This window comes from Pedobacter sp. UBA4863 (assembly GCF_002399615.1).
Taxonomy (GTDB): Bacteria; Bacteroidota; Bacteroidia; order Sphingobacteriales; family Sphingobacteriaceae; genus Pedobacter.
Genome location: NZ_DHDZ01000038.1, coordinates 41079 through 67373 on the forward strand (window position 1 = coordinate 41079; position 26295 = coordinate 67373).

Annotated in this window: 22 protein-coding genes; 6 read left to right on the forward strand and 16 right to left on the reverse strand. The window is 38.4% G+C overall.

Annotated features, from left to right (window positions below; all coding sequences use genetic code 11):
* Together B3I52_RS09315 and B3I52_RS09320 are read right to left on the reverse strand one after the other, a co-directional pair.
* Positions 1 to 792, reverse strand: a 792-nt coding sequence (locus B3I52_RS09315) for a DinB family protein (RefSeq protein WP_293300619.1), incomplete at its 3' end; no start/stop codon positions are given.
* Between the two features lie 3 nt (positions 793 to 795).
* Positions 796 to 1293 carry a DinB family protein gene (locus B3I52_RS09320; RefSeq protein WP_293300621.1) on the reverse strand — a complete coding sequence of 166 codons (498 nt, stop codon included), beginning with the start codon at positions 1291 to 1293 and terminating at the stop codon, positions 796 to 798.
* Between the two features lie 351 nt (positions 1294 to 1644).
* On the opposite strand from B3I52_RS09320, the gene B3I52_RS09325 reads away from it, so the two are divergent.
* A complete protein-coding gene (locus B3I52_RS09325) occupies positions 1645 to 2088 on the forward strand; it encodes a GlxA family transcriptional regulator (protein WP_293300623.1) in 444 nt (147 codons plus the stop codon).
* Between the two features lie 75 nt (positions 2089 to 2163).
* Here B3I52_RS09325 and B3I52_RS09330 read toward each other — a convergent pair whose 3' ends face one another.
* The 8 genes from B3I52_RS09330 to B3I52_RS09365 form a co-directional block, all read right to left on the reverse strand.
* A complete protein-coding gene (locus B3I52_RS09330) occupies positions 2164 to 2697 on the reverse strand; it encodes a DUF3347 domain-containing protein (RefSeq protein ID WP_293300625.1) in 534 nt (177 codons plus the stop codon).
* Positions 2698 to 2818: 121 nt separating this feature from the next.
* Positions 2819 to 4030 carry an efflux RND transporter periplasmic adaptor subunit gene (locus B3I52_RS09335; RefSeq protein ID WP_293300627.1) on the reverse strand — a complete coding sequence of 404 codons (1212 nt, stop codon included), beginning with the start codon at positions 4028 to 4030 and terminating at the stop codon, positions 2819 to 2821.
* Between the two features lie 85 nt (positions 4031 to 4115).
* Positions 4116 to 5492 carry an efflux RND transporter periplasmic adaptor subunit gene (locus B3I52_RS09340; RefSeq protein ID WP_293300629.1) on the reverse strand — a complete coding sequence of 459 codons (1377 nt, stop codon included), beginning with the start codon at positions 5490 to 5492 and terminating at the stop codon, positions 4116 to 4118.
* Positions 5470 to 6852: a TolC family protein gene (locus B3I52_RS09345; protein WP_293300631.1), complete on the reverse strand. Its 1383-nt coding sequence runs from the start codon at positions 6850 to 6852 to the stop codon at positions 5470 to 5472. The genes B3I52_RS09340 and B3I52_RS09345 overlap by 23 nt, the downstream gene beginning before the upstream one ends.
* Entirely contained in the window at positions 6839 to 8776 is a 1938-nt protein-coding gene (locus B3I52_RS09350; RefSeq protein WP_293300633.1) for an efflux RND transporter permease subunit, read from the reverse strand. The genes B3I52_RS09345 and B3I52_RS09350 overlap by 14 nt, the downstream gene beginning before the upstream one ends.
* A 359-nt stretch (positions 8777 to 9135) precedes the next feature.
* Positions 9136 to 10437 (reverse strand): efflux RND transporter permease subunit, encoded by a 1302-nt coding sequence (locus tag B3I52_RS09355; RefSeq protein WP_293300634.1) that lies wholly within the window; start codon positions 10435 to 10437, stop codon positions 9136 to 9138.
* Between the two features lie 158 nt (positions 10438 to 10595).
* Positions 10596 to 10949: a heavy-metal-associated domain-containing protein gene (locus tag B3I52_RS09360; RefSeq protein WP_293300635.1), complete on the reverse strand. Its 354-nt coding sequence runs from the start codon at positions 10947 to 10949 to the stop codon at positions 10596 to 10598.
* Positions 10950 to 11165: 216 nt separating this feature from the next.
* Positions 11166 to 11564 carry an HYC_CC_PP family protein gene (locus B3I52_RS09365; RefSeq protein ID WP_414691875.1) on the reverse strand — a complete coding sequence of 133 codons (399 nt, stop codon included), beginning with the start codon at positions 11562 to 11564 and terminating at the stop codon, positions 11166 to 11168.
* Positions 11565 to 11801: 237 nt separating this feature from the next.
* Between B3I52_RS09365 and B3I52_RS09370 the strand changes: the two genes are divergently transcribed.
* The 3 genes from B3I52_RS09370 to B3I52_RS09380 all read left to right on the forward strand — a co-directional run bounded on the left by B3I52_RS09370 (position 11802) and on the right by B3I52_RS09380 (position 15630).
* Positions 11802 to 13139 carry a sn-glycerol-1-phosphate dehydrogenase gene (locus B3I52_RS09370; protein WP_293300638.1) on the forward strand — a complete coding sequence of 446 codons (1338 nt, stop codon included), beginning with the start codon at positions 11802 to 11804 and terminating at the stop codon, positions 13137 to 13139.
* 116 nt (positions 13140 to 13255) lie between these two features.
* Positions 13256 to 14734, forward strand: a complete 1479-nt coding sequence (locus B3I52_RS09375) for an MFS transporter (protein ID WP_293300639.1) — start codon at positions 13256 to 13258, stop codon at positions 14732 to 14734.
* A 74-nt stretch (positions 14735 to 14808) separates the two neighbouring features.
* Positions 14809 to 15630, forward strand: coding sequence for an HAD-IIA family hydrolase (locus tag B3I52_RS09380; protein WP_293300640.1), 822 nt, complete (start codon positions 14809 to 14811; stop codon positions 15628 to 15630).
* A 155-nt stretch (positions 15631 to 15785) separates the two neighbouring features.
* Here B3I52_RS09380 and B3I52_RS09385 read toward each other — a convergent pair whose 3' ends face one another.
* From B3I52_RS09385 to B3I52_RS09395, 3 genes are read right to left on the reverse strand one after another with little or no spacing between them, the layout of a single operon-like run.
* Positions 15786 to 16820, reverse strand: a complete 1035-nt coding sequence (locus B3I52_RS09385) for a response regulator (RefSeq protein WP_414691876.1) — start codon at positions 16818 to 16820, stop codon at positions 15786 to 15788.
* A gap of 60 nt (positions 16821 to 16880) precedes the next feature.
* A complete protein-coding gene (locus B3I52_RS09390) occupies positions 16881 to 18068 on the reverse strand; it encodes a PAS domain-containing sensor histidine kinase (protein WP_293300644.1) in 1188 nt (395 codons plus the stop codon).
* 51 nt (positions 18069 to 18119) lie between these two features.
* Entirely contained in the window at positions 18120 to 19892 is a 1773-nt protein-coding gene (locus tag B3I52_RS09395) for a hypothetical protein (protein ID WP_293300646.1), read from the reverse strand.
* A gap of 184 nt (positions 19893 to 20076) precedes the next feature.
* Here B3I52_RS09395 and B3I52_RS09400 point away from each other — a divergent pair, with 184 nt between their 5' ends.
* Entirely contained in the window at positions 20077 to 20448 is a 372-nt protein-coding gene (locus tag B3I52_RS09400) for a DUF1801 domain-containing protein (RefSeq protein WP_293300648.1), read from the forward strand.
* 147 nt (positions 20449 to 20595) lie between these two features.
* Here the strand turns inward: B3I52_RS09400 and B3I52_RS09405 are convergent, their stop codons facing one another.
* Positions 20596 to 22452, reverse strand: coding sequence for a TonB-dependent receptor plug domain-containing protein (locus B3I52_RS09405; RefSeq protein WP_293300650.1), 1857 nt, complete (start codon positions 22450 to 22452; stop codon positions 20596 to 20598).
* A gap of 123 nt (positions 22453 to 22575) precedes the next feature.
* Between B3I52_RS09405 and B3I52_RS09410 the strand changes: the two genes are divergently transcribed.
* Positions 22576 to 24051 (forward strand): PLP-dependent aminotransferase family protein, encoded by a 1476-nt coding sequence (locus tag B3I52_RS09410; RefSeq protein WP_293300652.1) that lies wholly within the window; start codon positions 22576 to 22578, stop codon positions 24049 to 24051.
* A gap of 98 nt (positions 24052 to 24149) precedes the next feature.
* Here B3I52_RS09410 and B3I52_RS09415 read toward each other — a convergent pair whose 3' ends face one another.
* Positions 24150 to 25253, reverse strand: a complete 1104-nt coding sequence (locus B3I52_RS09415) for a S1 family peptidase (protein WP_293300654.1) — start codon at positions 25251 to 25253, stop codon at positions 24150 to 24152.
* Between the two features lie 3 nt (positions 25254 to 25256).
* Positions 25257 to 25823: an RNA polymerase sigma factor gene (locus B3I52_RS09420; RefSeq protein ID WP_293300656.1), complete on the reverse strand. Its 567-nt coding sequence runs from the start codon at positions 25821 to 25823 to the stop codon at positions 25257 to 25259.
* Positions 25824 to 26295: the final 472 nt, after the last annotated feature.

Below are 26295 nucleotides of genomic sequence, written 5' to 3' on the forward strand. Positions count from 1 at the left end.
CATCTTCCAAACAATGGTAGTTCCCTCCCATTCGTTTTGTTTTTTTAGTTCTGGAATGGCAATTAGCGATTTCTTTACTTGCCAAACAACTTTCTCATTTTGTGCCAGCTCCAACACTAGTATTGTTTTGTAAACGTTATCGCCAAAACGAACGGTAAAAGTTTCTCCTTCTTTATTGGCAAAACCTCCGAACATTTCTGTCCACCAAAGTGGGATTTTGTTAGTCAGCGCCTCAAAGACCTTGGCTACCGTGGTGTTTATTTCTAAATGACCAACGTAATTGGGTGCTTGTTTATCTGCCATTTCGTTAAGTTGATGTGTGTGCCTTTGCGTATGATAAATCAAAAAACTAATCAGCTCTTGTCTGGTTAAAAAGCCCATATAAGGCATTTCGAAATCTAAACAGGTTAGGCTTAAATCTAAACCTGGCAGTATATCGGTTACAGATTTTTCGATGGCATTTAATTGCTCCAACAAAACTTGTTTGTTATAAATTTGATCTGCCGGTTCAATAAATTCTGGCGAAGTAAATTTAGAAACGAAATCTAAAAAGATACCTTTCAGTTGTGCTATCTTTCCATCAACTTTGCCTTCGGTGGCTTTGGTATTTCCCAAAAGCACCTTATCAATATCGGTACCCGCTAATATCAAATGTTGTGCTACCATTGCCGGCGACCAATTACTTTTCGCTGGTTTTTCATTAAACGCAGTTTCATTAAAGCGTTGAATGGCTTTTGCTAACCCAGAAAAAGTATCTTCCAAGCTTTTTAGTAAGGTGGCATTAATGTCCATATGCTACATGTATTTCATTGCTTCGTAACCTAACAACCTACGCCAAAGGGCAATTTGGCCAATGCAATTGGCTTCGCGATAGGTATTAAAACTTACCATTTCAAATAAAGGAAAACTCATCTGTTCTACTGGAAAATCAATTACTTTATCCAATTCTTCGTCTGTTACATTTAACAGTTTTTCCCTCAAAATGGGCGATATTTTATCCCACTCTGTTTCATACGATTTTAAGGGTGGATATTTTTCCTCTTTAATGCCTTGATGGTGCTTAAACAATTCATTTGCGCCAGATTTTAAATCAACGCCTAACAAATTAGCCAACTCAAAGCGTTCTTGCAGTAAGCTTCCGGCCAGCCAATTAACATGGTTTGCCTTTGTACCTAAACGTTTTAACGCATCTTCGTCATTAATACCAGCCAACACACTATGGTAAAAGGTAGTTTGCATATCGTACAACACCAAAAAACCATACATTCTATTACTTATTGGTTTCAAATCCATAATATTCAAGTTTTATGATACTAAATTACAAGCTCTTTTATCCAATTCAGACTATTATTATTGTCAAAATTTGGGGGCATTCGAGACATTTAGTATTTTAGTTTAACCAATACATAAACATGAAAAAAATAGGATTGTTGTTAAGTGCAGACTACAAATTATTAAGTGTAGCCGCTGTGTTAGAGGTTTTTGAAACCGTAAATAAATTTTCTATAGCTGACTGTTGATGCCAGTACGGGATTCGCAACTGCTTTTCCGCAGGTAAAGTTAAAGGTAGATAAAACGGTAACACAAGACGACCGTTTATACACCAGTGGCGGTGCTACCTCTTCATTTCACTTGTTATTACATTTGATACACGAATACTGTGGCCGGGCAATGGCCATACGCATTGCCAAAGTGTTTGCCATTGATATGGATCGTGAAAACCAATCTTATTTCAGTACTTTCCAACCATCTAAAGACCATACAGATGAATTAGTTGCCATTGCGCAACGCAAAATTGAGCAAAACTACCAGGGGGCAGCAACCATTGAAGAACTGATTAAGGACATTCCGTCGAGCCGTAGAAACATTGTGCGTAGGTTTAAGCACATTACCGGCATTACACCTATAGAATATTTACAGCAAACTAGAATTGATGCAGCAAAAAAACTGCTAGAAAAAACCAGTCAACAAATGAACGAGATTATTTACAGTTCTGGCTATACTGACCCTAAGGCATTTAGAAAATTATTTAAGAAAAGCGTAGGAATGACACCAACGCAGTATAGAGAGAAATTTCAGATGAGGTAGATGGCGTTTATTAGCGTAGATTAAACTTACACCTACGCTAATACAAACTGCAGTAGCTATTACTTGGTCCACCCGCTATTTGAGAGTTTCTTTAATTTCGCCACAATCTAACATACTATCACCATAATATGGATTTCTGATCTGTTGCTGATTACTTAACCAAGAAGCACCTTTATCATTTAATGACATTGGACAGTATTCTAGGTAAATCTCTCCATATTGCAAACCAATAGCCTTTACTTTTGCAATCATCTCGTTACTTAAATCAGCGAACAAAGTCCGTTGCACTTCAATAGCTGAAGCAGCAGTAATTTTGGAAGCAAAATGAACTAGTTTCTCGCCATCCTTTAATGCTTTTGCGCCTAATTCTAAGGCCATACTCGCTTCTTTAGCCGTAGTCAAATCTGAGTTTATTAAAGCGTTGCTTAACAGAAGGTATTGCTGATACACCACATTTAATTGGTCGTTTTTTAACAATACATTATTTGAAGTTGTGGTTACTACTGCCTTTTCTTTGACTACAGTTTCTACCTTTTTTTCTTCATTTTTTTGATTATTACAGGCACTAAAAAATACCACTGCTATTACTACGATAATGTTTTTTTTCATTGTTGTTGTTTAATTATTTTTTGTGTCGGGCTGAGCTTGTCGAAGTCATTTCTACAAGCTCAATGCAACACTAAACACTAAGGCATACGAAGTTTTAAAAATTCCGTATGCCTAAGCCTATTTACCCCAGCGGATGCTTTCCTCTTTTTAGCACATATTCGCTGTAAAGCAGGTAGGCTCCGGTAATTACTACTTCATCGCCAGTAGCTAAACCAGAAGTAATCTGAACATTGCTTCCATTTGCTTTACCTGTACTTACGGGCACTGGTTCGAAACTCTCTTTTCCTGTTTTAATCCACACATGCTCGCCTTTCGCATCACGAATTATGGCATCTACAGGTAAACTCATTCCTCCATCAACGGCTTGCGAAGCCAACATTACCTTTACTTGCAAACCGGGTTGCCATTGCCCATTCGGATTAGTAATGCTTCCTCTAATTTGTGTAAGTTGGGTGCCTGCCCGCAGCGATGGATTAATAAAATCAACTTTCATTGTCTGGGCTTGGTCTTCCCATCCATTTACCACTACCTTTAATTGCTGCCCCTGCTTAATCTGCTTCATCTCGTTTGGATAAACATCTACCTCTACCCATAATTTCCCATAACCTTCCAATCGCATAATCGGAGTACCTTCAGCCACATATTGACCTTGGGTAATGCCCAGCTCGGCCACTGTACCACCTTGCGTAGCATATATGGTAACGTAAGGATTTTTCTGTTGAGTTTTAGTCAGTTGCTGTAACTGCGTTTCTGTTTGTCCGTACAATAACAATTTCTGCTTAGCTGATGACACCAATTGTTGCTCCAATTTATCGCCAGCAAACTGCTTTTGTTGTGCCAAGGCCATCAAGTATTCTTGTTGTAAGGTGGCCAATTGCTCGGCATACAACCTGTATAAAGGCTGCCCTTTACTAATAACAACTCCAATTTCTCTTACAAACAACTCCTCTACTCTGCCTGACACTTTTGCCGAGATATAATTGCTTTGCTGAGGATCGACCACCAACCTGCCATTCAATACGCTTTGATTGGCAACATCGCCGCTATTTCCCTCTCCTATTTTAATGGTTTTAATATTGGCGAGTAATTGTCTTTGCGCATCGAGCTTGATGCTTTTATCATCACTATTTTTTTCGAAAGGCACTAAATCCATTGCACAAATCGGGCAAGTTCCCATCTCGTGCTCAATGATCTGCGGATGCATTGGGCATGTAAAGGTTTGCTGTTTTGCTTTAGCTGATTTGTCTTCGGTTTTTTGCTCTCCGCTACAGCCTACGCCAACAATTAAGCTGAGGAGGAATAGAATAAATATGATATGTTTAATTCTTTTCATTTGTATTTAGTTTTGGCCACAGATGCATAAATATTCTATTTGACCATTTTAATTTTATAAGAAAATTTAATCTGTGCATCTGTGGCTAATTAGTTTGAGCTCTAATAAAACTTTCACTGTCCACCAAGTAAGCCGCGTTTTTAGCGAATTCCATATTGTTCACGTCCTCTTTCAACTGTACCATTCCGTTCATCCGCAAGCCAGTATTTAAGCTCATGCTTACAAACACGCCATTTTCTTTTTTAAAAGCCATACTTTGAGCACCTATATTTACCACTGCCGATTGGGGCAACCAATAACTTTGCGGTACCAACACCGGGATTTTCGCCGTCAGCATTTCTCCTGCCTTAAACTTGCCTTTGTTGAGGTAAACTCTCGCTACTGTGAAATTTTCTCCGGCTTTAATGATAGGCTGTATTAATCCTATGGTCGAAGTTTGGAAGCTATCCTCTTTAGCTGAAGTCTTGTAAAATGCCAATTTACTTCCTTTTTTAACCAAAGCACCTAAGCTGGGCTTCAAAGCAAATTCTGCTAATAATTGGTCGGATTTGTAAATAATGAAGATGCTTTGCCCTGCGCTCACATATTGGCCTTCCCTTAGCATCACTGGCGAATTTTCTATTTGAGAGCTCACCGCAGTACTCGGTGCAGTACTACCACCTCCGCCACTCATTCCCGACATACTGTCACCGCCACTCCCCCTACTTGGCGCATTTGCAGCATTCGCATTGTTATTTGCGAAAGTTTTCTCTAAAATATAGCCATCTGCCATACTATAAACCGGGATACGGTAATTCACTTTTTTGGTTTGTAAAACCTGTTGGATGGTTTGATGGTTCATACCCAACAAGAATAGTCGTTGTTTAGCTTGTGCCAACAAACGTTCGTCGCCTACGCTTTGCGAGAGATAAATTAACTCTTGTTGTGCCGCAGCCAAATCAGGAGCGTAGATTTCAAACAACAACTGTCCTTTTTTAACAGGCTGATAATTGTACTTGATGTATAACTTTTCTAAACGACCTCCAACCCTACTGGCTACACTAGTTTCGCTACGTGTATCATAATTTACCATTCCCTGCACTTCAGCAGTAAAAATCCTAGGCTCATAACTTGCTTTCACTATTTCGGTTTTAGCCACTACCTGCTCATTTGAAGGAGCAAGTAAAGCTTTCAAACTAGAATCTACGGTTACTTTTCCAATATCGAGATGATCTTTCTCTGGCTTGGTTTGGCAAGATGCGAGGAAGAGTATCGTTACTATCAACAGTGCCGTTTGCACTCCCTTTACCACGTTCGTCATTTCGAACGCATGTGAGAAATCTTTGAGCTTTGAGATGCTATTTAAAAGATTTCTCCATTCCACTGCGTTCCAGTCGAAATGACGATTACTCCTTTTCTCTCCCCTTTGGGGAGAGATGCCCGTATGGCAGAAAGGGGCTTTACCTATACAATTCCTTTTCATAATCCGCTATCATTAAATAAAGTTTCAATTTTTCATCTAACACGTTATTCTGCATCATATTTAGCGCTTCCCACGAAGCGATCACCTCCGGTAATTCCATTTTATTTTCGCGATAGCTCAATACGTTTACATCTAATGTTTTTTGCAACGTTGGAATGATTTTTTGCTCCATAGCGGCTATTTGCTGCTGCATAGTCTTAATTTGATATTGCATACCGTACAGCATTCCTTGGGTTTCTTGCAGCATGGCTGCTTTTTCCATCTGCATAGCTTCTACTTCGTACTGCATTCCTTTCACTTCCGATTTATACATTTTTGAAGACCAAGGTGCGATTGGAATACTTACCATTCCCATTACGCTAAAAGCTTTGGGCATACCACCCGCCAAAGGCGACATGTGGTCAAACCGCAGTTTAAAACCTGGGCGGCTTTGTTTTTTCATTGCTTCAATATTTAATTGCATAGATTGGATATTGTAGTCCATTTTTGCAATGTCTTTTCTCGACAAAGCCAAACTACTAGTATCTAAACTTGTTGCTGCCACAAACTGAGGAATATAACTACTGTCAATCTTAAATTCGGTATTCCCTTGCTGGTTCATCATACTGTTTAACCAAGCCTTAGCTCTACCAATTTCTCCCTCTTGCATGCGTTTCATGTTTTCCGTTTCTTCTAACTTTGCCGAAGTTTGGTAAACGCTGCCTAATTTCGATTGATTAAAAGGATACCTAATTTCTTCTACCTTTTTCATTGTTTGCATAATTTGACTACTTTTTTCAAGTACTGCCAATTTTTGCTGCGCTACCAACCAGGTGTAGTAAAGCTTTTTTGCTTGGGTTTTATAGTCGTTTAAGGTTACATCTCTAGTTGTTCGTTCCGCTTTAGCCTTCGACTCTATAAACTTCCTTTCCGCATTTAATTTTCCAAAATTTGGGATGTCTTGCTCTACTTGAAACATCACCGATCCCTTATCTTTTGCATCCATTACCATTTGTCCCGGATAGGGCGTCATAAAGGTTCCAATACCAACCATCGGCGCCATCCAAGCGGTAGCCGCTTTAGCATTGTATTGGTAACTTTCTGCCTTTAAACCATAAGATTTAAGTTGCAGGTTATTTTGGTCGATACGATTTAAGATGGTATCAAGAGAAAGGACTGGGGTTTGGGCTGTAGCTTTAAATGAGAACAGTGTTGTTGCTACCATCAAAAGCACAATTTTATTAACTCGCAGTGACGCCCAAAAATGCGTCATTTCGAGCGTAGCCGAGAAATCTTTGAACAATGATAAACTACTCGAAAGATTTCTCCATTTCGCTACGCTCCAGTCGAAATGACGTAAAATAAATTTAATGTTGTACATCGTGCACCTCCAATTTTCCGTATTTCTTCAATTCGTATTCTTTAGACATCAAAAAGATAAGCGGTGTAACCAATAAAATATGAGTTGATGAAGTTAAAACCCCGCCAATCATAGGCAGTACAATGGGTTGCATTACATCTACGCCCACACCTGTAGCCCATAACACGGGTATCAATCCAAATAACGATACGCAAACCGTCATCAATTTTGGGCGTAAACGTTTAGCCGCTCCATGCACCACATATTCACGCAAATCTTCTTTGGTAATTGTTTCACTAGAATTTCCTTTCAGTTTAATCAACTGCTGCATGGCATCATTCAAGTAAATCACCATTACAATACCCGTTTCTACCGCAATACCAAACAATGCAATAAAACCTACAGCTACTCCTACGGATAGGTTAACGCCCCAGAAATAAATCATGTAAGCGCCACCAATTAAGGCAAACGGTACGGTAATTAAACTTAAAAAAGCTTCTCTAACAGAATGGAAAGCGAAATAAAGCGAAAAGAAGATAATGATCAATACTACTGGCGCAATCCACATTAAGGTTTGCTGACCTCGAATTAAGTTTTCGTACTGTCCGCTCCATTCCAAAAAATATCCTTCTGGTAAAATTCCATCTTTCTTATTCAATTGCTCCATCGCCTCTTTTACGGTACTTCCCAAATCTCTATCGCGAACGTTGAACATCACCGCACCACGCAAGATGGCATTGTCAGAGCTAATCATGGGCGGCCCATCTTCAAATTTCACATCGGCTACTGCCGAAAGCGGAATTTCTCCAAATCCCTGCGATTGCAAAGGAATACGCTGAATTTGTTCTACGCTGTTACGGTAGTCTTGCGCCAAACGAACACTAATCGAAAAACGCTGACGACCTTCAATGGTATTGCCGATACTTGCACCACCCAAAGCTGTTTCTACCACTTGGTTTACATCGTCGATATTTAAACCGTAACGGGCTAGTTCCCCTCTTTTAATATCGACAGCTAAATATTTTCCACCAGTAATGGGTTCTACAAATAAATCGCTTACTCCTGGCGTACCTTCTAAAGCCGCTTTCACTTTCTCCGAAACTACGGCAATGGTATCTAAATTTTGTCCGAAAACTTTAATGCCCACATCGGTACGAATACCCGTAGCCAACATATTTATACGGTTAATGATAGGTTGTGTCCAGCCATTTACCACTCCAGGAATTTGCAGTTTCGCATCCAATTCGGTAATAATATCCTTCTTGGTAATCCCTTCACGCCATTCGCTTTTTGGCTTCAAGGTAATAATGGTTTCAATCATGCTAATGGGCGAATTATCTGTTGCAGTATTTGCCCTTCCTGCTTTACCCAACACTTTATCTACCTCTGGCACCGATTTAATAATCTTATCTTGCACCTGCAAAATCCGCTTTGCCTCTGCATTAGATACATCTGGCAAGGTTACTGGCATAAACAAAATACTCTGCTCGTCTAATGGCGGAATAAACTCTGTACCCAAATTTTTCAACAACGGAATAGTAATTAGCAGAGCAACTAGATTAATTGCGATAGTTGTTTTACGCCATTCTAACACCTTTCTAATAATGGGTTCGTAAACTTTTTCTAAAAATCTATTTACCGGATTAGCGTTATCTGGCTTAAATTTTCCTTTCATAAAAAAGGAAATAAGTACTGGAGCCAAGGTAATTACCAATAAAGCGTCCACAATCATGATAAACGTTTTGGTATAAGCCAAGGGATGAAACAATTTGCCCTCTTGCCCAGTAAGCATAAATACAGGCAAAAAAGATGTAATAATAATTACGGTAGCAAAAAACACCCCCCTAGACACCTGCTTGCTAGATTTCGTTATAATTGCCAACCGCTCTTCTTCGCTAATCCAGTCTGGTTCTTTGCGAAATCTATTTTTTAACCAATTTTTCATTGAGTTACAAGTTTTAAGTTCTTTGCTGTAAGCGGCAGAACCTTTTAATTTTTTATTTGAAAAGCATTTTCAGCATTCCATCGTTTACCTCAGTCCCGCTATTCGTTACTAGTTTTTGTCTTCAACAAGCTCAGACTTAAAAACTCTTCACTACTATCGGGTTTATTTTACAAAAGCCTTTGCTAAGCACTTAGCCAACATTGCCGTCATTGCGAGGCACGAAGCAACCCTAATGCGAAAGTTGTTTACTAGCGATACTTGTAAGATTGCTTCGTTCCTCGCAATGACGAAAACCTTTAGATCTCCATCATCGATCTTCCAACTTTCGGTCTTCCGGACTATCAACTTCCAAACCTCCGTCATCGGTCATCCGCCTTCGGACTTCCACCCCCAACCACCTCCGCGTACCGTTCCGACAAATGTTTATAAGCATTCTCGCTCATAATAATGCCATTATCTACAATTACACCAATAGCCAAAGCAATACCCGTTAACGACATAATGTTCGAACTAATATCAAACGCATTTAATAAAATAAAGCTAGCAGCAATAGTTATCGGAATTTGTATAATAATACTTACTGCACTACGCCAATGAAACAAGAAAACAATTACAATTAAAGACACTACGATCATTTCTTCAATCAATGTAGTTTTAATAGAATCTACCGATTCGTTGATCAATTCACCACGATCGTAAACAATATCAAATTTTACTCCTTTTGGTAAACCTTTCGCTACTTCTGCCATTTTAGCTTTTACCCTATCAATTACCTCTGCGGCATTTTCGCCATAACGCATTACTACTATTCCACCAACTCTTTCTCCTTCGCCATCTTGGTCAAAAATACCTAAACGCGTTTCGCCAGTCATCTGTACGGTAGCCACATCCGCAATACGAATAGGCGTACCATTTTGGTTCTTTACCGGAATATTAGCTATTTCCTCTATCGACTTTAAATAACCCGAAGTTTTAATAATGTAGCCAATGTCGCTCATCTCAAACTTTCTACCACCGGCTTCATTATTATTACTTCTAACGGCAGCAATTACCTGAGGCACCGTTAATTGATAGAACAATAATTTATTCGGGTCTATTGCAATTTGATACTGCTTTTGAAAACCACCAAATGAGGCTATTTCGCTTACACCAGGCACTTGTTGCAATGCAAATTTCACGTACCAATCTTGTATGGCACGTTGCTCGCCCAAATCGGTGTCTGGTGCATCTAAAGTGTACCATAGTACGTGTCCTACACCCGTTCCGTCTGGGCCTAACTGTGGCGTAGCACCATCAGGCAATGTTTTAGAAATTGTGCTAATTCTCTCCAACACACGTTCTCTAGCCCAATAAACATCTACATCATCTTCAAAAATAACATAGATAAAGCTCATGCCAAACATGGAAGAACCACGCACATATTTAATTTTAGGAATACCTTGTAAATTGGTTACCAATGGATAAGTTACCTGATCCTCTATCAATTGAGGCGAACGTCCCATCCACTCTGTGAACACAATTACTTGGTTCTCGGACAAATCTGGAATGGCATCTATTGGATTTTTCTTTACCGCAAAAATGCCCCAAACAAATATCCCAATGGCCAGCACCAACACGATAAATCGGTTGCGCATAGACCAGTCAATAATTTGATGTACCATTTGAAAATTATTACCCTCTTTCTTTTCAATATTAGCACGTCATTTCGACAGCCCGCTCCGACCATTCGGAGAAGTACGACGAGAAATCTGTAAGCAACAAGCGCTATCAAACAGATTTATCTTCGTCCTTCCTCCGCATCGAAATGACGGCAACATAACTAATGCGACTTCACAGTTTTACCAGTACGGTCGTATTTACAACAGCCTGGTAACTTTGCATATACTTCATCAGTAGCTTTTGCTTTATCGGTATCATGACCTAAAGCAGCAATTTTTTGATGGATAGCATTTTCGTCCAACTTCTTTTTGTCGTAGGCAACAGTTAAAAACTTTGTGGTCTTATCCCACTCTGCCGAAGTAATTGCAGAATCTTTTTTCAAACCTTTTTCGATACGATTTTTACACATTCCGCAGTTACCTAATACTTTAATTTTGTCGGTTTTTGTTTGTGCAAAAGCAGCAGCACCTAACATTGTTAAAACAGCTACCACAGTCATTTTAAATAATTTCATGATAATTTTAAATTGCGTTGATGGTAAAATGAGGCAAAGCCAACTTTACTAACAACAGGTTAAATAAATAAGAATTTGATTTTTTGGCTTAAAGCCGACGGGACTATACGCTATGTCATTTCTAATGTATCTGAGAAACCTAGCTCATTAACTAACGAAGAGACTTCTCCTCCCGATGGTCGTCGGAATGACGGCACACAGAAAAGAAAGAGGGTATTATATTCTGTAAGTACAGTTTTTGATAAAAATAGGCGTTAGCTGTCCTAGAGGAGGCGCATTGCTTCTGGCTTCTTGAGAAATAACCTTAGTAACTGGCAACAAATAATTTTCTGTCGGCTTAAGCGTAGGTACTACAAAAACAGATTGTTCGAATTTGTAAATCTGTACGTTTGTTTGCTGTGCCTGATCTACCTTAGCCAAATGCTGTACATCTTTGCAACAACCATTTTTGGCGCTACCCTTTTTCTCCATGCCGCAGAAATCACAAGCATGTTTTTTATCTTGGATAAGGCTCCAATCGGCCAGTTCGCCCATACAATAATGAAGATTCACCCCAGCTCCGCTAGCTACCGCCAGATAGAAAAATGCCATGAATGTTAAAAGAATTTTCTTCATTACTCGACAAAGATGTAGAAAAAGTTAGAAAGGTTTTTATATAATTTTAGAAATCTGTTATAAAATTGAGATTGACGATGGTATATATGCGGTCATTTCTTTTCTTTGCTTTCTATTTTTAGGAACACAACATTTCAAAATGTTTTTCTTTAACTTATTATTTGTTTTATTTTTTTAAAAATCGTTTATTTGAGAAACAAAATCAAATTAAACTATTTAAAAAAATCAACCTTATAAATGTCTAAAGTAGCCACCGCGTTAGAATCTGCCAACGAAACCAAAGCCTTAATTATTAGCAAAGAAGCATTATTTCAAGCTTCCAATTTATTTAAAGAACAATTCCCCAATCAAACAGCCATCATTATTGCCGACACCATTACTTACGGTGTTTTAGGGAAACAAATCGAAACACAATTTAACGAAAAAGGCGTACAGCAACTTGAACCATACATTTATACCGACCCTGAATTGTATGCCGAGTATAAATTTGTGGACGAGCTAGTGGCTGTCTTAAAAACACATCAGGCAATTCCGGTAGCTGTTGGCTCTGGCACCATCAACGATTTAACCAAATTAGCCGCCCATCTTACTAATCGCCCTTACATGTGTGTAGCAACCGCAGCTTCTATGGATGGCTACACCGCATTTGGTGCTTCTATTACCGCTAATGGCGCAAAACAGACATTTAATTGCCCAGCACCACAAGTCTGCTTGGCAGATACCACTATTTTAAGTGCCGCTCCTACAGCGATGACTGCATCGGGCTATGCCGATTTATTTGCTAAAATTACGGCAGGTGCCGACTGGATTTTTGCTGATGCCCTAGGTGTTGAACCCATAGACGAAACTGCTTGGTCTATTGTACAAGATGGCTTACATGAAGCATTGGCCGACCCAAAAGGGACAAGAAACGGAGAAATAACAGCGGTTACACAATTAACCGAAGGATTAATGCTGGGTGGATTTGCAATGCAGTGGTCAAAATCTAGCCGTCCAGCATCTGGAGCCGAGCACCAGTTTAGCCATTTATGGAATATGGAGCACCACCTAAACAATGGCGAACACGTTTCGCACGGTTTTCAGGTAAGTATAGGTACTTTAGCTATTACCGCCTTGTACGATGTGGTATTGAAAACCGACTTCGAAAACTTAGATATTGAAGCCGCCCTAAAACAATGGCCTACAAAAGAAGAACTTAAAGAACAATCGTTAGCCATTTTTAAGGATACCGATTTCCCAGAGATTGGCCTACAAGAAACTGCCGCAAAATACATTGATCATCAAGAATTAGCACAACAATTACAAACTTTAAAAGATAACTGGAGTAGTATTAAAGCTAGGTTAGCCAAACAAATCATCCCTTTTGAAGAAGCTAAAACCCGCTTGGCTACTGTTGGCGCTCCTACCGAACCAGAACACATCGGTATTACCAAAGAAAAACTGAAAGAAACATTTATTAGCGCACAATATATTAGAAGAAGATTTACGATACTTGACGTTGCGGTAAGAACAGGCTATTTAAACCAGTGGCTCAACCAACTTTTCGGAAAAGATGGCATTTGGAAAACCGCTTAAAATAGCCTACAAAAAAGATTAAACCCAACAAGTTAATCTTTAATGATAAACCAACGATTAATAAACCCAACCAACCAAACCCTCATTTAGGCAATTGAAGACACTAAATATAAAGTATGAACCAAGAAACAACCAACACCCCTAACCAAACAACATCAAGGTTGTTTAAGTACTGGCAATTTCGAACCATTATAGTGACCATGATTGGTTATGCCTTATTTTATTTCGTACGTAAAAACTTCTCTTTCGCCATTCCAGGGCTTACTGCCGAATACGGTATTACAAAAACCAGTTTCGGAATAATCATGACACTGGTAACCATTGTTTACGGTGTTTCTAGGTTTTTAAATGGCTTAATTGCCGATAGAATGAACGCCCGCTACCACATGTCTATAGGCTTGCTCTTATGTGCCATAGCTAATTTTGCTTTTGGTTGGGGAAGCGATTTGAGCACCTTATTTACGGGCGAAACTGGCGGACCAATGTTCACCAACACCATGGTACTTATATTTGGCATCATTTTAATTTTAAACAATCTTGTTCAAGGTAGCGGCTTCCCTCCGGTGGCTCGTTTATTAACACACTGGATCCCTCAAAATGAACTGGCTACAAAGATGTCGGTTTGGAACACATCGCATTCCATTGGCGCAGCTTTAGTTGCCATTTTAGCAGGCTACATCATGGGATCAATGGGAACAAACATGAGCAACAATCCTGAAATTGTTGCTTCCATTGCCGCAAACTTAAAAATTGACCTCGCAGACGCCGATAAAATGAAAAGCGTAATAGAGTCTGCATCACATTATGGCGCATGGAAATGGTGTTTTTGGATACCCGCAATTATTGCTTTACTAGGCTCCATAGGGCTATTTATTGGATTAAGGGACACACCTTCGTCTGTAGGCTTGCCAGAATTACACCAAACAAACAAAAAAGGAAAAGAATCTTCTGCAGAATTTAAAGCTTTTATTAGTAAAGCTGTTTATCGTAATAAATGGATATGGATACTGGGCATAGCCAATTTCTTTGTGTACGTAGTACGTTTTGCAGTTTTAGATTGGGGGCCTACCTTTTTAAAAGAAGCACATGGCATGACATTGAGCAATGCAGGATGGACAGTAGCTATCTTCGAAATTTTTGGCATTTTGGGCATGCTTGCCGCAGGCTGGGTTACCGATAAATACTTGAAAGGAAAAGCACATCACACTTCGCTATACTGCATGGTAGGCGTAGCTGTGTTCATGACAATTTTCTTATACATACCAGACAGTACACCTTCATGGATAATGATATTTGTATTGGCCATGTGCGGATTTTTTATCTATGGTCCACAAGCACTTATTGGCATTGCTGCAGCAAACCAGGCAACTAACAGGGCTGCAGCCACGGCAAATGGTTTAACTGGCTTATTTGGCTATGCAAGCGGTTTAGTTTCTGGTGTTGGCATTGGATACATGGTAGATACGCTGAGCAAAGACGACCCGGCAATGGCATGGGACTATGTTTTTATGATGATGATTGGCATGGCCATATTGTGCGTGTTTATTTTTGCATTAATGTGGAAAGCCAAAGCGCATGGTTACGATAACGATTAACAGTTAAAGAGCAACTTTCTAACATCCTAATAAAATTCAAAAACAATAATCAAAGTTCTCCTGAAGGAGCCAATATGACACTAAAAGATATTAAACATTTTGCTTTGGATATGGACGGCACTATTTACAATGGTAGCACCCTATTTCCATTTACCAACGATTTTTTAAACTACCTAAAGGCCAATGGTATTGGTTACTCCTTTTTAACCAATAATCCGTCAAAAAGCACGGCCGATTATCTTAAGCATTTAGATAAAATGGGCATTCCAGCTACCAAAGAAGAAATGTACACTTCTGCAGTAGCTACAATTAACTACATTAAAAACCATCATCCAAGTATTAAACGTCTATTTATTTTGGGCACGCCCAGTATGGTTAAAGAGTTTGAAGAGGCTGGTTTTGTTTCTACCAACGATAGCGCAGACGATAAACCAGATGCACTGGTAGTTGGTTTTGACACGTCTTTAGTTTATTCGAGATTGTGCCGTGCAGCTTATTGGGCCAGCCAACAATTGCCGTATTTTGCCACCAATCCAGATTGGGTTTGCCCTACAGACCAGCCTAATATATTGGTTGATTGTGGTTCTATTTGTGCTTGCATTGAAGGCGCTACCAAAAGAAAGCCCGATATAGTTATTGGCAAACCCGACCCACAAATGCTAGATGGTATTATACATAAATACAAGTTAAAACCGAATGAAATTGCCATGGTTGGCGATAGAATTTATACAGACGTAAAAATGGCGAAAAATGCTGGTGCATTAGGGGTTTTGGTACTATCTGGTGAGGCTACTGCCGCAGATGTGCAGGTATCTTCAGTAAAACCCGATATTGTGGCCAGAGACTTGGCAGAGTTGCAAGAACTTATTGAGCAGAGCCATACATTATCGGCTTAAGTTCGATAATTATTTTTTAAATACACTGCCCTTGAAATAAATTCAAGGACAGTGCTATATGGTAACCTGCTAAGCTAAGTTTACACCGTAACTTCTTGCTTTAATAGGTCTAGCGCATCTTGTAAACAAATAATCACTTTCCACTAAAAGTACAATTACTGTTTTATATTGCTCAACTTCTCTATAGATACCACATGAATGGCATTACCTTGTTTTTCTATCAGTTTTTCTTCTTTAAAGTCGGCCAACATACGGCTTACAGTTTCGCTGGCGGTACCTACAAATGCAGCCAAATCATCTCGAGATATCTTTAAAGTACAACTATCTTCATGTTCGGTTTTAAATTTTTTGGCCAACTGTACCAATGCTTCGGCAACCCGCTTACGTACAGAAAAATAAGCTAGTTTCAACATTTGCTCTTCCTTAAGCCTAATATTTCCCGAAAGCATTTCTATAAAAGCTGTGGCCATTTCTTGATGGTTCAATAAAGCATCCATAAAATCTGCTTTAGGAATTAAAGCAAGTTCGGTATCGGCTAAAGTAGCTGCATTATCTGCATAGACTACACCGCAACACAAACTTTCGTAACCAAAAAAATCGCCGCTTTTATAAATATTTGAAGACAATTCCCTGCCGTCTTTGAAACGTTTATAGGTTTTTACCTGTCCGCTTTTAATGTAATAAAGGTAATTAGGCTCATCGTTTTCTACATAAATCACCTGTTTATTGGCGTAATTTCTGCCCTTCCCTTTTTGTTTTAGTTCTGCAAAAATAGTATTCAAATCTTTTGGTGCAGCTTTAAAAGCTACTGTTTGGCTTTTCTTTTTCAACCTGCTTTCAATGGCATTAAACAGTTCCAAATCGTCAAAAGGTTTAGTAAGATAATCATCGGCCCCCATTTCCATACCTTTGCGCATATCAGCCCTTTCTGCCTTAGCCGTCATAAAAATAAAAGGGATATTAGCCAATTTTGGATTTTTGTTCAGCAAATAAAGTACGCCATAGCCATCTAGTTCTGGCATCATGATATCGCATAAAATAACATCTGGCAACGAGCTCAAAGCTAACTCTACACCTAACTTTCCATTTTTAGCAGCTATAGCTTCATAACCCGCCAAGGTTAATATTTCTACCGTTCCTTCCCTTATATCGTCGTTATCTTCTATTACTAAAACTTTTTTCATGTGCATTAATTTATCTATTTATTGGCACGAAGCCTTTATAATTAAAATTTGCGGTGATTCTATTTATTATTGATGATTAAAATGAAGTGTAAACGTAGTGCCTTTATTTTGTTCGGTCTGACAGCTTACCGTACCGTTCATTAAGCCCACATACCTTTTAACAATGTTTAGTCCCAATCCCGTTCCTGGAATATCTCCCGTGTTATGTGCCCTAAAAAAAGGTTCAAAAAGATTTACCTTATCTAGTTCTGGAATGCCTATACCGTTATCTTTTATTTCTATAATTAACTCATTCTGCGTTAAGATACTGTTAAATTGTATCATGGTATTTTCGCCAGAATATTTAATGGCATTAGAAACAAGGTTAATAATGCAGTTTTTAAGCAAGTTGTGATCGAGAAAAACCTGCGCACTGGTACCGGTATGTTCGTAAACAATTAATTGGTTTTGTTTGCTAATGAGCTGCATTTCTTCCACAATTTCTTCGGCAAAGGCTATAATGTTAAACCAATTGGCATTAGGCTCTACCTTGCCAGCTTCCAACTTTTCTAACGACAAGAAATCGTTGAGGATAGTAGTAAGGTTATTGATCGCATTTTTGATCTTTGTGGTATGCTTCTCTACACTGGCTGCGTCATTTTTGGTAACATATTTATCAATTAATGAAGCAGATAGTTGGATAGAACTTAATGGCGTTCTAAACTCGTGGGAAGCCATAGAAACGAACCTTGTTTTTAACTGATTGAGTTCTTTTTCTTTCTCGAACAATGCACTTACATGCTCTTTAGCGGTTTCTAGTTCATTAATAGACCTGATAAGATCTTGCGTGCGTTCCTTAATTTTTTGTTCTAATTCTTCGGTATAGCTCTTAATTTTTTGTTCGTCTCTTTTTTGACGGCTTAAATCGTGAATAAACCCGGTAAAAATTCTCCTATCAGAAAATTTAACTTCACTTACGCCCAATCTAAATGGGAAAATGGAACCATCTTTACACTGCCCCCGTACTTCTCTACCAATACCAATAATATGTTTTTCGCCTGTATTTCTATAATTAGCAATATAGCCATCGTGTCTTTCTTTATCTGGCGTTGGCATTAACATTGATACATTGTTACCAATTACCTCGTCTCTTTCGTACCCAAAAAGCACCAGTGCCGAAGGATTGATATGTTCAATTATACCATGCTCATCAATAGTAATAATTCCGTCGATGGCATTTTCTATGATTGCATTTAACAGTTTAGCTCGTTCCATAATATACCCCACAATATAGCTTTTTTTAATAAAAAAATGCTAAATCAGCTTTTAGATGGTCATATTTAACAATCTTTTTTCTGAATTAAGTAAATCGGTTTTTACCTCTGTACTAAAATTACCCGAAATTTCACCAAACATTTTTTTATAATAAGCTATACCATTTTCAAGCTGCACCTTAAAGTTATCCAAATGCTTCTTTTTCTTCTCATTTACATTGTTAAGATAAGTTTGCACTTCTTCTTGCAAATAATCTATATATAAGTTTAGCTCATTAATAAACATATGCGATCGTTGTACTTTCTCCAAGAGGTTAACGCTTCCGTAAATATGTTTCACCATTTCGTCTAAAGAATAAACCTTGTTAAAAAACGCCAAGTTTGGCCCAGGACAAATAGCTACTGCCGCACTTTCTTTAGGTTTTAAGGTATTGGTTTTAATATAAGTAGAAGTACACAACCCTTCGCACAAGCAAACCTTTTCGGTAATTTTATGGTAGGCTTCTTGGTAAGCTTCGGGTGCTAAATCTTGGCTGTTTAACTGCTTAATTTTTAATTTTTGGTATTTACTTGAAGCCGTACAAATAGGCTCTTTGGTAAATTCGGTATTGCTAACCAAGTATTTTTTTGTACACGGACTACCAGGTTTACCCGCTGCAATTCTATCCAAGCGTTGTTGCTCAGCACTACTGTACTTAAAGTTATTAAACAAAACACCCAAAGGAGAAGAATTGCTTAAATAGTAATCTTCTTCTTTAGCATCGGCCAGTTTTAACAGCGTATGTTCATCTACGTTGGTTACTTCTGGCACCAATAAAAATGGGCTCCCCCAGCCTGTTGCATCTAGGTTAAAATATTTTAAGAGGAATTTATTTTCTTGCGCTGTACCAATACCACCTTGCACGGTTACTTTCTGCTGTGGCAATTTACCTAGGTTAATTCCCTTTGCGGCCAAAGTTTTAGTGTAAAGTTCTTGCAGCTCTTGCTGCATTTGCAAACGATTTTGCTTAAAATCTTCTAAAATTGGGCCTAACAGAAAACCATCGGTAGCAAAGGCATGCCCACCGCAGTTTAAGCCAGATTCTATTCTAAACTCAGATACCCAAAGCCCTTTTTTAGCCAAAAATTTAGCCTGTATCAAGGCCGACCTAAAATCGCTTACCTTTAAAATAATACGTTTATCGAACGTGCCATTGGAGTTAGGATTAAAGTTTTCAAATTTTTCGATATAGCTATATAAACGGGGGTTCATCCCTGCCGAAAGTACCACTGCAGCATTTATTTTACTTTCTGCAAAAGCTCTTAAGGCCGATAAGGCATCGGTATTTTCATCGCCTAAGTAATTGCCTTGGGCATCAAAATTTAATTTATCCACCTTAGCCATAATGTTCACATCGATATTGCCCTTTTTCATGCTTTGGCGCAAACGATCTTGAAATATTTTTTTACTCACACCTTCAGGATATTCCATCATCAGCTCATACCCCTGCTTAATTACAGCTTCGTCTGGCAGTAATTCAAAGTATCTACAAATGTCGCTACCCGCTACAAACTCTTGCTGCTTTAACGCTTCAAACTGCTCATCAACCAAATCTTGCAGTAAGTTTAAATAGGCTGCAATACGCTTTGTTCTGCTATTTTCTGTCTTTTTATCTATTGGATAGAATGGTATGAGATTAAGTTGCGAATGATATTTCCGCATCCGTTCGGTTAATTCGTCATCTACAATAGAAACTACCGAAGAAATACCATAACGAGCTACCTTTAAGGGGGTATCTATAGAGAAACCTAAACCTAGTACGGGAATATGAAACTGATGGGCCATAAAAATCTGATTTTTGTTCCAAAATTATCCAGATATGGCAGTTTAGTAGTGTGAATAGGTCAAATTAAAAAGTGATTTAAATCATTTTAACAAATGCCAAATATTGCCCTGCACAGCATTTTGCATGAAACAATAAGTGCAATTACTATGCTTTTTTTATTAATTTAGGGAAGAAGAAAACAAAATGGCTGAGATTAAAACTAAACAAACCCAAGCAAATGTGCACGATTTCATTAATGCTTTTGCGGAAACAGAACAAAAGCGCAAAGATGCTTTTGAATTATTACAGCTAATGCAGCACTTTACCGGGTACGAGGCTAAAATGTGGGGGCCATCTATCATTGGTTTTGGACAGTATCACTACAAATCTGAGCGAAGCAAACAAGAAGGCGACTGGCCATTGGTAGGTTTTTCGCCCCGTAAAGCCGCTATATCGCTTTATGTTTATGCCGGAGCCGACGGACAACAAGCTATACTAGAAAACTTAGGCAAATATAAAATGGGCAAAGGCTGTATTTATGTAAAAAAACTAGGCGATATTAATCAAGATGCCTGAAAAGACCTCATCCAATCTACCATTACATTTCTTCAAAACAAATACAACTCATAAACAATTAAACCCAAGTAGTTTTTTGCTTTTGGTCAGCCCATCTCAACCTCAAACTTAACCTTAACCTCAACCTTAACCTTAAAACTCCATATTTTACAAGCCAAACCGATAATTTGCCCCTATTGCAAACCATCTTTTTGGCAAAGGTACTGCTGCTACTTCTATGTATTCTTTATCCAATAAATTGGTGGCATCTGCATAAACATTCCATTGTTGCTTTCCATAAAGTAAACGTACATCTGTGATTAAATAAGGACTTTTTAATTCTCTTTCTAGCCACCTTGCCCCTATAGTTAATTGCCAATTGGTGTACCGGTAAACTAAGCTACCTAAAGCTTGATGTTTTAAATTTTCTATTACATATTTAGAAGTGATGTTATTGGCATAGCTCATTTTACCAGCATATAAATAATTATAGCTTAATTGATAAGCTAACGAGGTTTGGTTAGATAAACTGAATGTTTGGCCCACCCCTATATTAAACCCCTGTATTTTATTATCTCCAAAGTTTTGAGGTTGATAGGGTACCGAAGATGAATTTCTCACCCAATCAATAAAATTAAAAATATGGCGATTGAAATACCCACCCTGCACATTAAAATTAGCTAATTTATGTTGCAAAGAAACCTCGTACTGCCAAGCATTTTCGGAAGTTAAATTCGGGTTTCCGATATTTCCGGGGCGTTGGTTCAAATATAAATCGGTAAAAGATGGAATACGCTGGCTAGAGCCCACATTAAATGCCAGTTTCCATTTTGGTGCAAACAAATAAGCCGCATCTAAGCCCGGAAAAGCTTGCCAGCCACATTGCGTGTTGTAGTTAACGTAAGTTCCTATGTTTAACAACAAGTTTTTCAAGGCCTCAGTTTTATACTCGGCATAAGCACCGTGGTTGTAGCGTTCTCTATTGCCAATATTGGTGCTTTTAATGTCTTCCGAACGGCTTTCCAAACCAAAACCAAAATCGCCTATGGCAGAGTGTAGTGTGCTATTTAGCTCTGCAGACCACACCCCAGTTTGATGTAGCGACCTAGCGCTGCTTAAATTATTACGGAAGTAACGGTAATCGTCCCAATTGTAGCGGGCGCTCACTCTCGGGTGCAAACTAAAACCCTTGCTCAACTGATGAGATGAACCCATGGCAAACAAAGCTGTTTCTACAATTTCAAATGCTTCCTTATCGCCAGGAGCGGCATAATAACCACTAGCACCAAAAGCGTTTTTAAGGTAACCGCCCATTAAGTTCAGCTTATTCTTTTCATCAAAATCAACATTACCTTGATAAAAGAATTTATGGTCGTAAGTACTGCTATTGTAGCGTTGCCCGTTGTAATCGGTTATGCCAAAACCAAATAAATGCTGATTGTTTTTGCCAACCATATTGATGGCTACTTGCGCTGCGCCACCTTTGTAAATGCCACTACCATCGCCTAAGGCCTTATGGCCAAAAGAAGAACCTGTTGCTACATTTACCTCAATTGCAGCCTGTTTACTAGCTTTAGTAACAATATTAATTGCACCGGTTAAGGCATTAATACCATAAACCCTTGCTGCAGGGCCTTTCAACACCTCTATTCTTTCAATAGCCGCTAAAGGCACCGGAATATTCATAGAATGATGGGCGGTTTGTACATCCGATATCTTTACGCCATTCAACAAAATCAACGTTTGTTCAAAGCTTCCCCCATCAATACTAATATCTGCCTGGGTACCAAATGGGCCACGCTGACGTACATCTGCGCCAGCAATAAAACTTAATACCTCGTTAATAGATTTCACAGGCATTTGCGCTATCTGTTCTTTGGTAATCAGTTGTATATTTCTTGCCTGTCTGCTAAAAGGCGTTTGTAATCTATTTTCAGAAATAATGATTTCATGAAGTTTTGTGGTGTCCTGTTGAGCAATAGCTACTGCCGGAACAAGGGTTAGTGCGTATAAAAATTGTTTCATTGTTGGTGTTGTTCGTTGGTTCATTGAGCGGCAGTTTTTTAGGCTTTTCGAACTAGCCGCTTGCTAACTTCGTGACAAAACTCGTATCTTTCCGGAACATTAACATAGTCCAGTTTAAAGAATATGAATAGTCCGGTTGATATTCCTTTTTTAAGTTTCATTCATTTAGACAGAAAATCAAAAAGCCCAATTTACCTACAACTGGCACAGCAGCTCATCAACGCTATACAACGAGGATATTTAATGCCCGGCACCAAAATACCAGGAACCAGAACCCTAAGTAATTTACTTCATTTGCATCGTAAAACTGTAATTGCCGCTTACGAAGATTTGCACCATCAGGGTTGGATAGTTATTTATCCCAATAAAGGTGCTTATGTAATGGACAATAAAATCAAAACCGGCGAACGCCCCTATGATGCATCGGTTGCGTGGGCAAATTACCCTGCCCAAACAGGCTATTCTTTCAAACAATCTAATATTTTAGACAACCCCTTTGAACAGTCTAATTGTGCTTATCAATTTAATGATGGCACACCAGATCTTCGTTTAACCGAAATAAGGCAACTATCTAGCTTATATAGCGCCACCCTTAAAAGCAAAAACACCCTAAAAAAATTAGGGAATTCGCTCCATGCTGGCGAATATTTTAAAGAACAGTTAAGCCATTACCTCAACAGTTCGCGTGGCTTACATATTGCTAAACATAACCTGCTGATTACTCGAAGCACAGAAATGAGCCTCTACATTATTGCGCAGCTTTTAATTGAGCCTAACGATGTAGTAATAGTTGGCGAATTGGGCTTGTTTACCACCAACATGATTTTTCAGAAAGCAGGTGCCAATATTAAAACCTTACCAGTAGATGAGCAAGGCATTGATATAAACAAACTGGAAGAAAAGCTGAAAACCACCAAAATAAGAATGATTTACATTACGCCGCACCACCACTACCCTACTACGGTGAGCCTAAGTGCACAACGGCGGATAAAATTATTGCAGTTGGCGCAGGCACATGGCTTTATCATTATAGAAGATGATTACGAGTATGATTTTCAGTACGAAAAAAATACCATGATGCCTTTGGCCAGTGCTGATGTAAACGGCATGATCATTTATATGGGTTCTTTCGGAAAATCATTGGTTCCTTCTTTTAGTGCCGGTTTTGTAGTTGCCCCGCAAAACCTTGTTAACGAGATGCAAAAGTACCTCACCGTTTTAGATAGACAGGGCGATGTAGTGATAGAACAGGTTTTAGGGGAAATGATTGCCGAGGGCGAGATACACCGACACCTTAAAAAATCGTTAAAAGTTTACCAAGAACGTCGGAATAATTGCTGTGCGCTATTGGCAAAACATTTCGGACACCAATCAACATTTAGTGTCCCTAACGGCGGGCTGGCCATTTGGCTAGAATGGAATACGCCTTTTTCTTTGTTAAAATTAGCTAAAGAATGTCTGCAAAAAGACTTGTTTATCCCTAAAAACATCTTGTATCAAAATAAAAAAACAACCGCCATGCGCATTGGTTTTGGGCATTTAACTACCGAAGAAATGGAAAAAAGCTTAACAGTGATGCGCAGTTGCTTGGTTGTTTAGCTTTATCTATCTCAAGTCTTTTTTAAGATAGCATACAAAAAGAAAAGCCCCGAAAACAATGAAATGCTTTCGGGACTTAGCCATAAACTATAAAAAAACTAGTTGTTATTATAAACTTTAATCATGAAAACGTAGTCTTGCATTTTCTCTACCTGCTTATTACGTTTCAAGCCTTTTAATACATTCTTTTTGCCATAAGATACTCTTTTGCTCAATGAATCTTGCGGAATGGCATTTAAAGCCTCTATAATGTATTTTGATTTTACAGCAAAGGTAGCACCATCTGTTTTATTCTCTTTACCGTTAATTATACCAACAATATTACCGCTATTATCTAGCAAAGGCCCGCCACTGTTACCAGGGTTTACCGGAATAGCTACTTGATAAGCTAACGTATCGCCATTAATACCGTTCTTAGAAGCTACATAACCATCGCCCAAAACAATATCATCTTTAGGGAAACCTAAAGTAAATACGGGCTCTCCCAAACTAGAAGTTCCTTTTTTAATGGTATATGGTAATGAAGGTAAATTTTCGAAAGATTTGTCGTTGATTTTTAAAATCGCAATATCGTTAACAGGATCTGTATAAATTGATTGTACCTTGTATGAACCTTTACTGTTTTGTACATGAACAGAATCTGCGCCGCGAACCACGTGATAGTTGGTTACAATATAACCGTTACCAGAAATAGCGAAACCACTACCACCAAACCTAGGTCGGCTGCCATTATTACTGTTCTTGTTGTCTGTTTTAATAGATTTAATATCGCGGATAAGGCCACTTTGAGAGCGTTTAATTTGCGCCATATCTTGGCTCATTGCCTCAAAAGTACCAGCTTGTTTACTATTGCTCTGTATCGAATACAAAGAAACTATAGCCAATAAGATAAACGAAGCGGCAATAGCTACTGCCGATCTATTATTACGCCATAATCTCACCAATTTAGAAGGGTGCGGCCTCAACTCCTCTACCAGCAAAGGCACATCAATTTGCAAGTGTGCAGCATCCATTTGCTCTTTCAGCTTAACAACGTGTGCATATTGCGTCATCGATTCTAAAAATACCTTATGGGCAACCACTCTATGGTCAACCATGGGGTCGTTGTTACGCAACTGTTCAAATGCCGTACGCTCTTCTGGTGTTAGTTTACCATTTAGGTAATCTTCAATAATAGCCTCTAATTCTAAATCTTGTCTCATCTTCTACGATTGAAAAAATATTTTTTTTAACCTTTGCAAACACTTATATTTCTGTGTTTTTGCATTATCTGTATTGGTATAACCAAATTTCTCGCAAATCTCCTGCATCGAATGGTTGTGAATATAAAAATCCTCAATAATTGTCTTGCAAGGCTCTCCCAAGCTTTCCAAAGCCACTTTCATCTTATCAAACTGCATGTCCTTTTGCTCATGCTGTTCCATATCTTCCTCTACCGCCAGCACATCTTCAAAATCGGCAATATTGTTAGTTTTCTTGTTGTGCTGCGCTAGTTTCTTCAACCAAATTCTTCTACTTACCGAATAAATATAAGTTTTCAACTTGCTGCTCAGCTCAAAACTGCCGCTTTTAATCTTATTATAAAGAACTATAATGGTTTCCTGATAAACATCTTTCGCATCATCCTCATCGCCATTATTATTTAAAATAAACTGCAACACCATTGGAAAATATGCCGCATACAATTTATTTAATGCTTCTACCGAGTTATTGAGTATCCCTAATACAACCTCTCTATCTGTTGGTAACGAACTGCTAAACTTTACACTCACTTATTAATACAATTAAATTCAAATGGTAACCCAATAATAATCAAAAAAATAACCGACCTAAATTTTAGTCCGAAATCTATGTTTTGAAAAGCAAATGTACTACTACTATTTATATTCGGCCCCGCTTTCCGCTTCAATCTTTTTGTTGCCCCCACACAAACCTTTTAGGTTTAAAATACACGCTGCAAAGTAAACCTATAAGGTTCTCCAAAAGCAAAAAGTATTGCGCTATAATCGGGTTTATTTAACGCAAACCTCTACAAATTTCAAGTTTTAATACCCAAATATCAATATGGTAACCCTCAAAAGTGCGTAAAAAGACGTTTGAAAAAATATTTTATTTTTTTGCTAAAACATCAGGTTACCTTTTTACCTTTGCGGCATTAAGATGTAAAATTAATTAATATTTAATCAGAAAAATTAAAATGAAAAACTTATTCAAATTTGGCTTTTTAGCTTTAGCTTTATCTTT

Coding starts and splice junctions, on each gene's coding strand:
- B3I52_RS09320 (WP_293300621.1), bottom strand. CDS start 1,293: ATGGATTTGAAACCAATAAGTAATAGAATGTATGGTTTTTTGGTGTTG.
- B3I52_RS09330 (WP_293300625.1), bottom strand. CDS start 2,697: ATGAAAAAAAACATTATCGTAGTAATAGCAGTGGTATTTTTTAGTGCC.
- B3I52_RS09335 (WP_293300627.1), bottom strand. CDS start 4,030: ATGAAAAGAATTAAACATATCATATTTATTCTATTCCTCCTCAGCTTA.
- B3I52_RS09340 (WP_293300629.1), bottom strand. CDS start 5,492: ATGAAAAGGAATTGTATAGGTAAAGCCCCTTTCTGCCATACGGGCATC.
- B3I52_RS09345 (WP_293300631.1), bottom strand. CDS start 6,852: ATGTACAACATTAAATTTATTTTACGTCATTTCGACTGGAGCGTAGCG.
- B3I52_RS09350 (WP_293300633.1), bottom strand. CDS start 8,776: ATGAAAAATTGGTTAAAAAATAGATTTCGCAAAGAACCAGACTGGATT.
- B3I52_RS09355 (WP_293300634.1), bottom strand. CDS start 10,437: ATGGTACATCAAATTATTGACTGGTCTATGCGCAACCGATTTATCGTG.
- B3I52_RS09360 (WP_293300635.1), bottom strand. CDS start 10,949: ATGAAATTATTTAAAATGACTGTGGTAGCTGTTTTAACAATGTTAGGT.
- B3I52_RS09365 (WP_414691875.1), bottom strand. CDS start 11,564: ATGAAGAAAATTCTTTTAACATTCATGGCATTTTTCTATCTGGCGGTA.
- B3I52_RS09370 (WP_293300638.1), top strand. CDS start 11,802: ATGTCTAAAGTAGCCACCGCGTTAGAATCTGCCAACGAAACCAAAGCC.
- B3I52_RS09375 (WP_293300639.1), top strand. CDS start 13,256: ATGAACCAAGAAACAACCAACACCCCTAACCAAACAACATCAAGGTTG.
- B3I52_RS09380 (WP_293300640.1), top strand. CDS start 14,809: ATGACACTAAAAGATATTAAACATTTTGCTTTGGATATGGACGGCACT.
- B3I52_RS09385 (WP_414691876.1), bottom strand. CDS start 16,820: ATGCACATGAAAAAAGTTTTAGTAATAGAAGATAACGACGATATAAGG.
- B3I52_RS09390 (WP_293300644.1), bottom strand. CDS start 18,068: ATGGAACGAGCTAAACTGTTAAATGCAATCATAGAAAATGCCATCGAC.
- B3I52_RS09395 (WP_293300646.1), bottom strand. CDS start 19,892: ATGGCCCATCAGTTTCATATTCCCGTACTAGGTTTAGGTTTCTCTATA.
- B3I52_RS09400 (WP_293300648.1), top strand. CDS start 20,077: ATGGCTGAGATTAAAACTAAACAAACCCAAGCAAATGTGCACGATTTC.
- B3I52_RS09405 (WP_293300650.1), bottom strand. CDS start 22,452: ATGAAACAATTTTTATACGCACTAACCCTTGTTCCGGCAGTAGCTATT.
- B3I52_RS09410 (WP_293300652.1), top strand. CDS start 22,576: ATGAATAGTCCGGTTGATATTCCTTTTTTAAGTTTCATTCATTTAGAC.
- B3I52_RS09415 (WP_293300654.1), bottom strand. CDS start 25,253: ATGAGACAAGATTTAGAATTAGAGGCTATTATTGAAGATTACCTAAAT.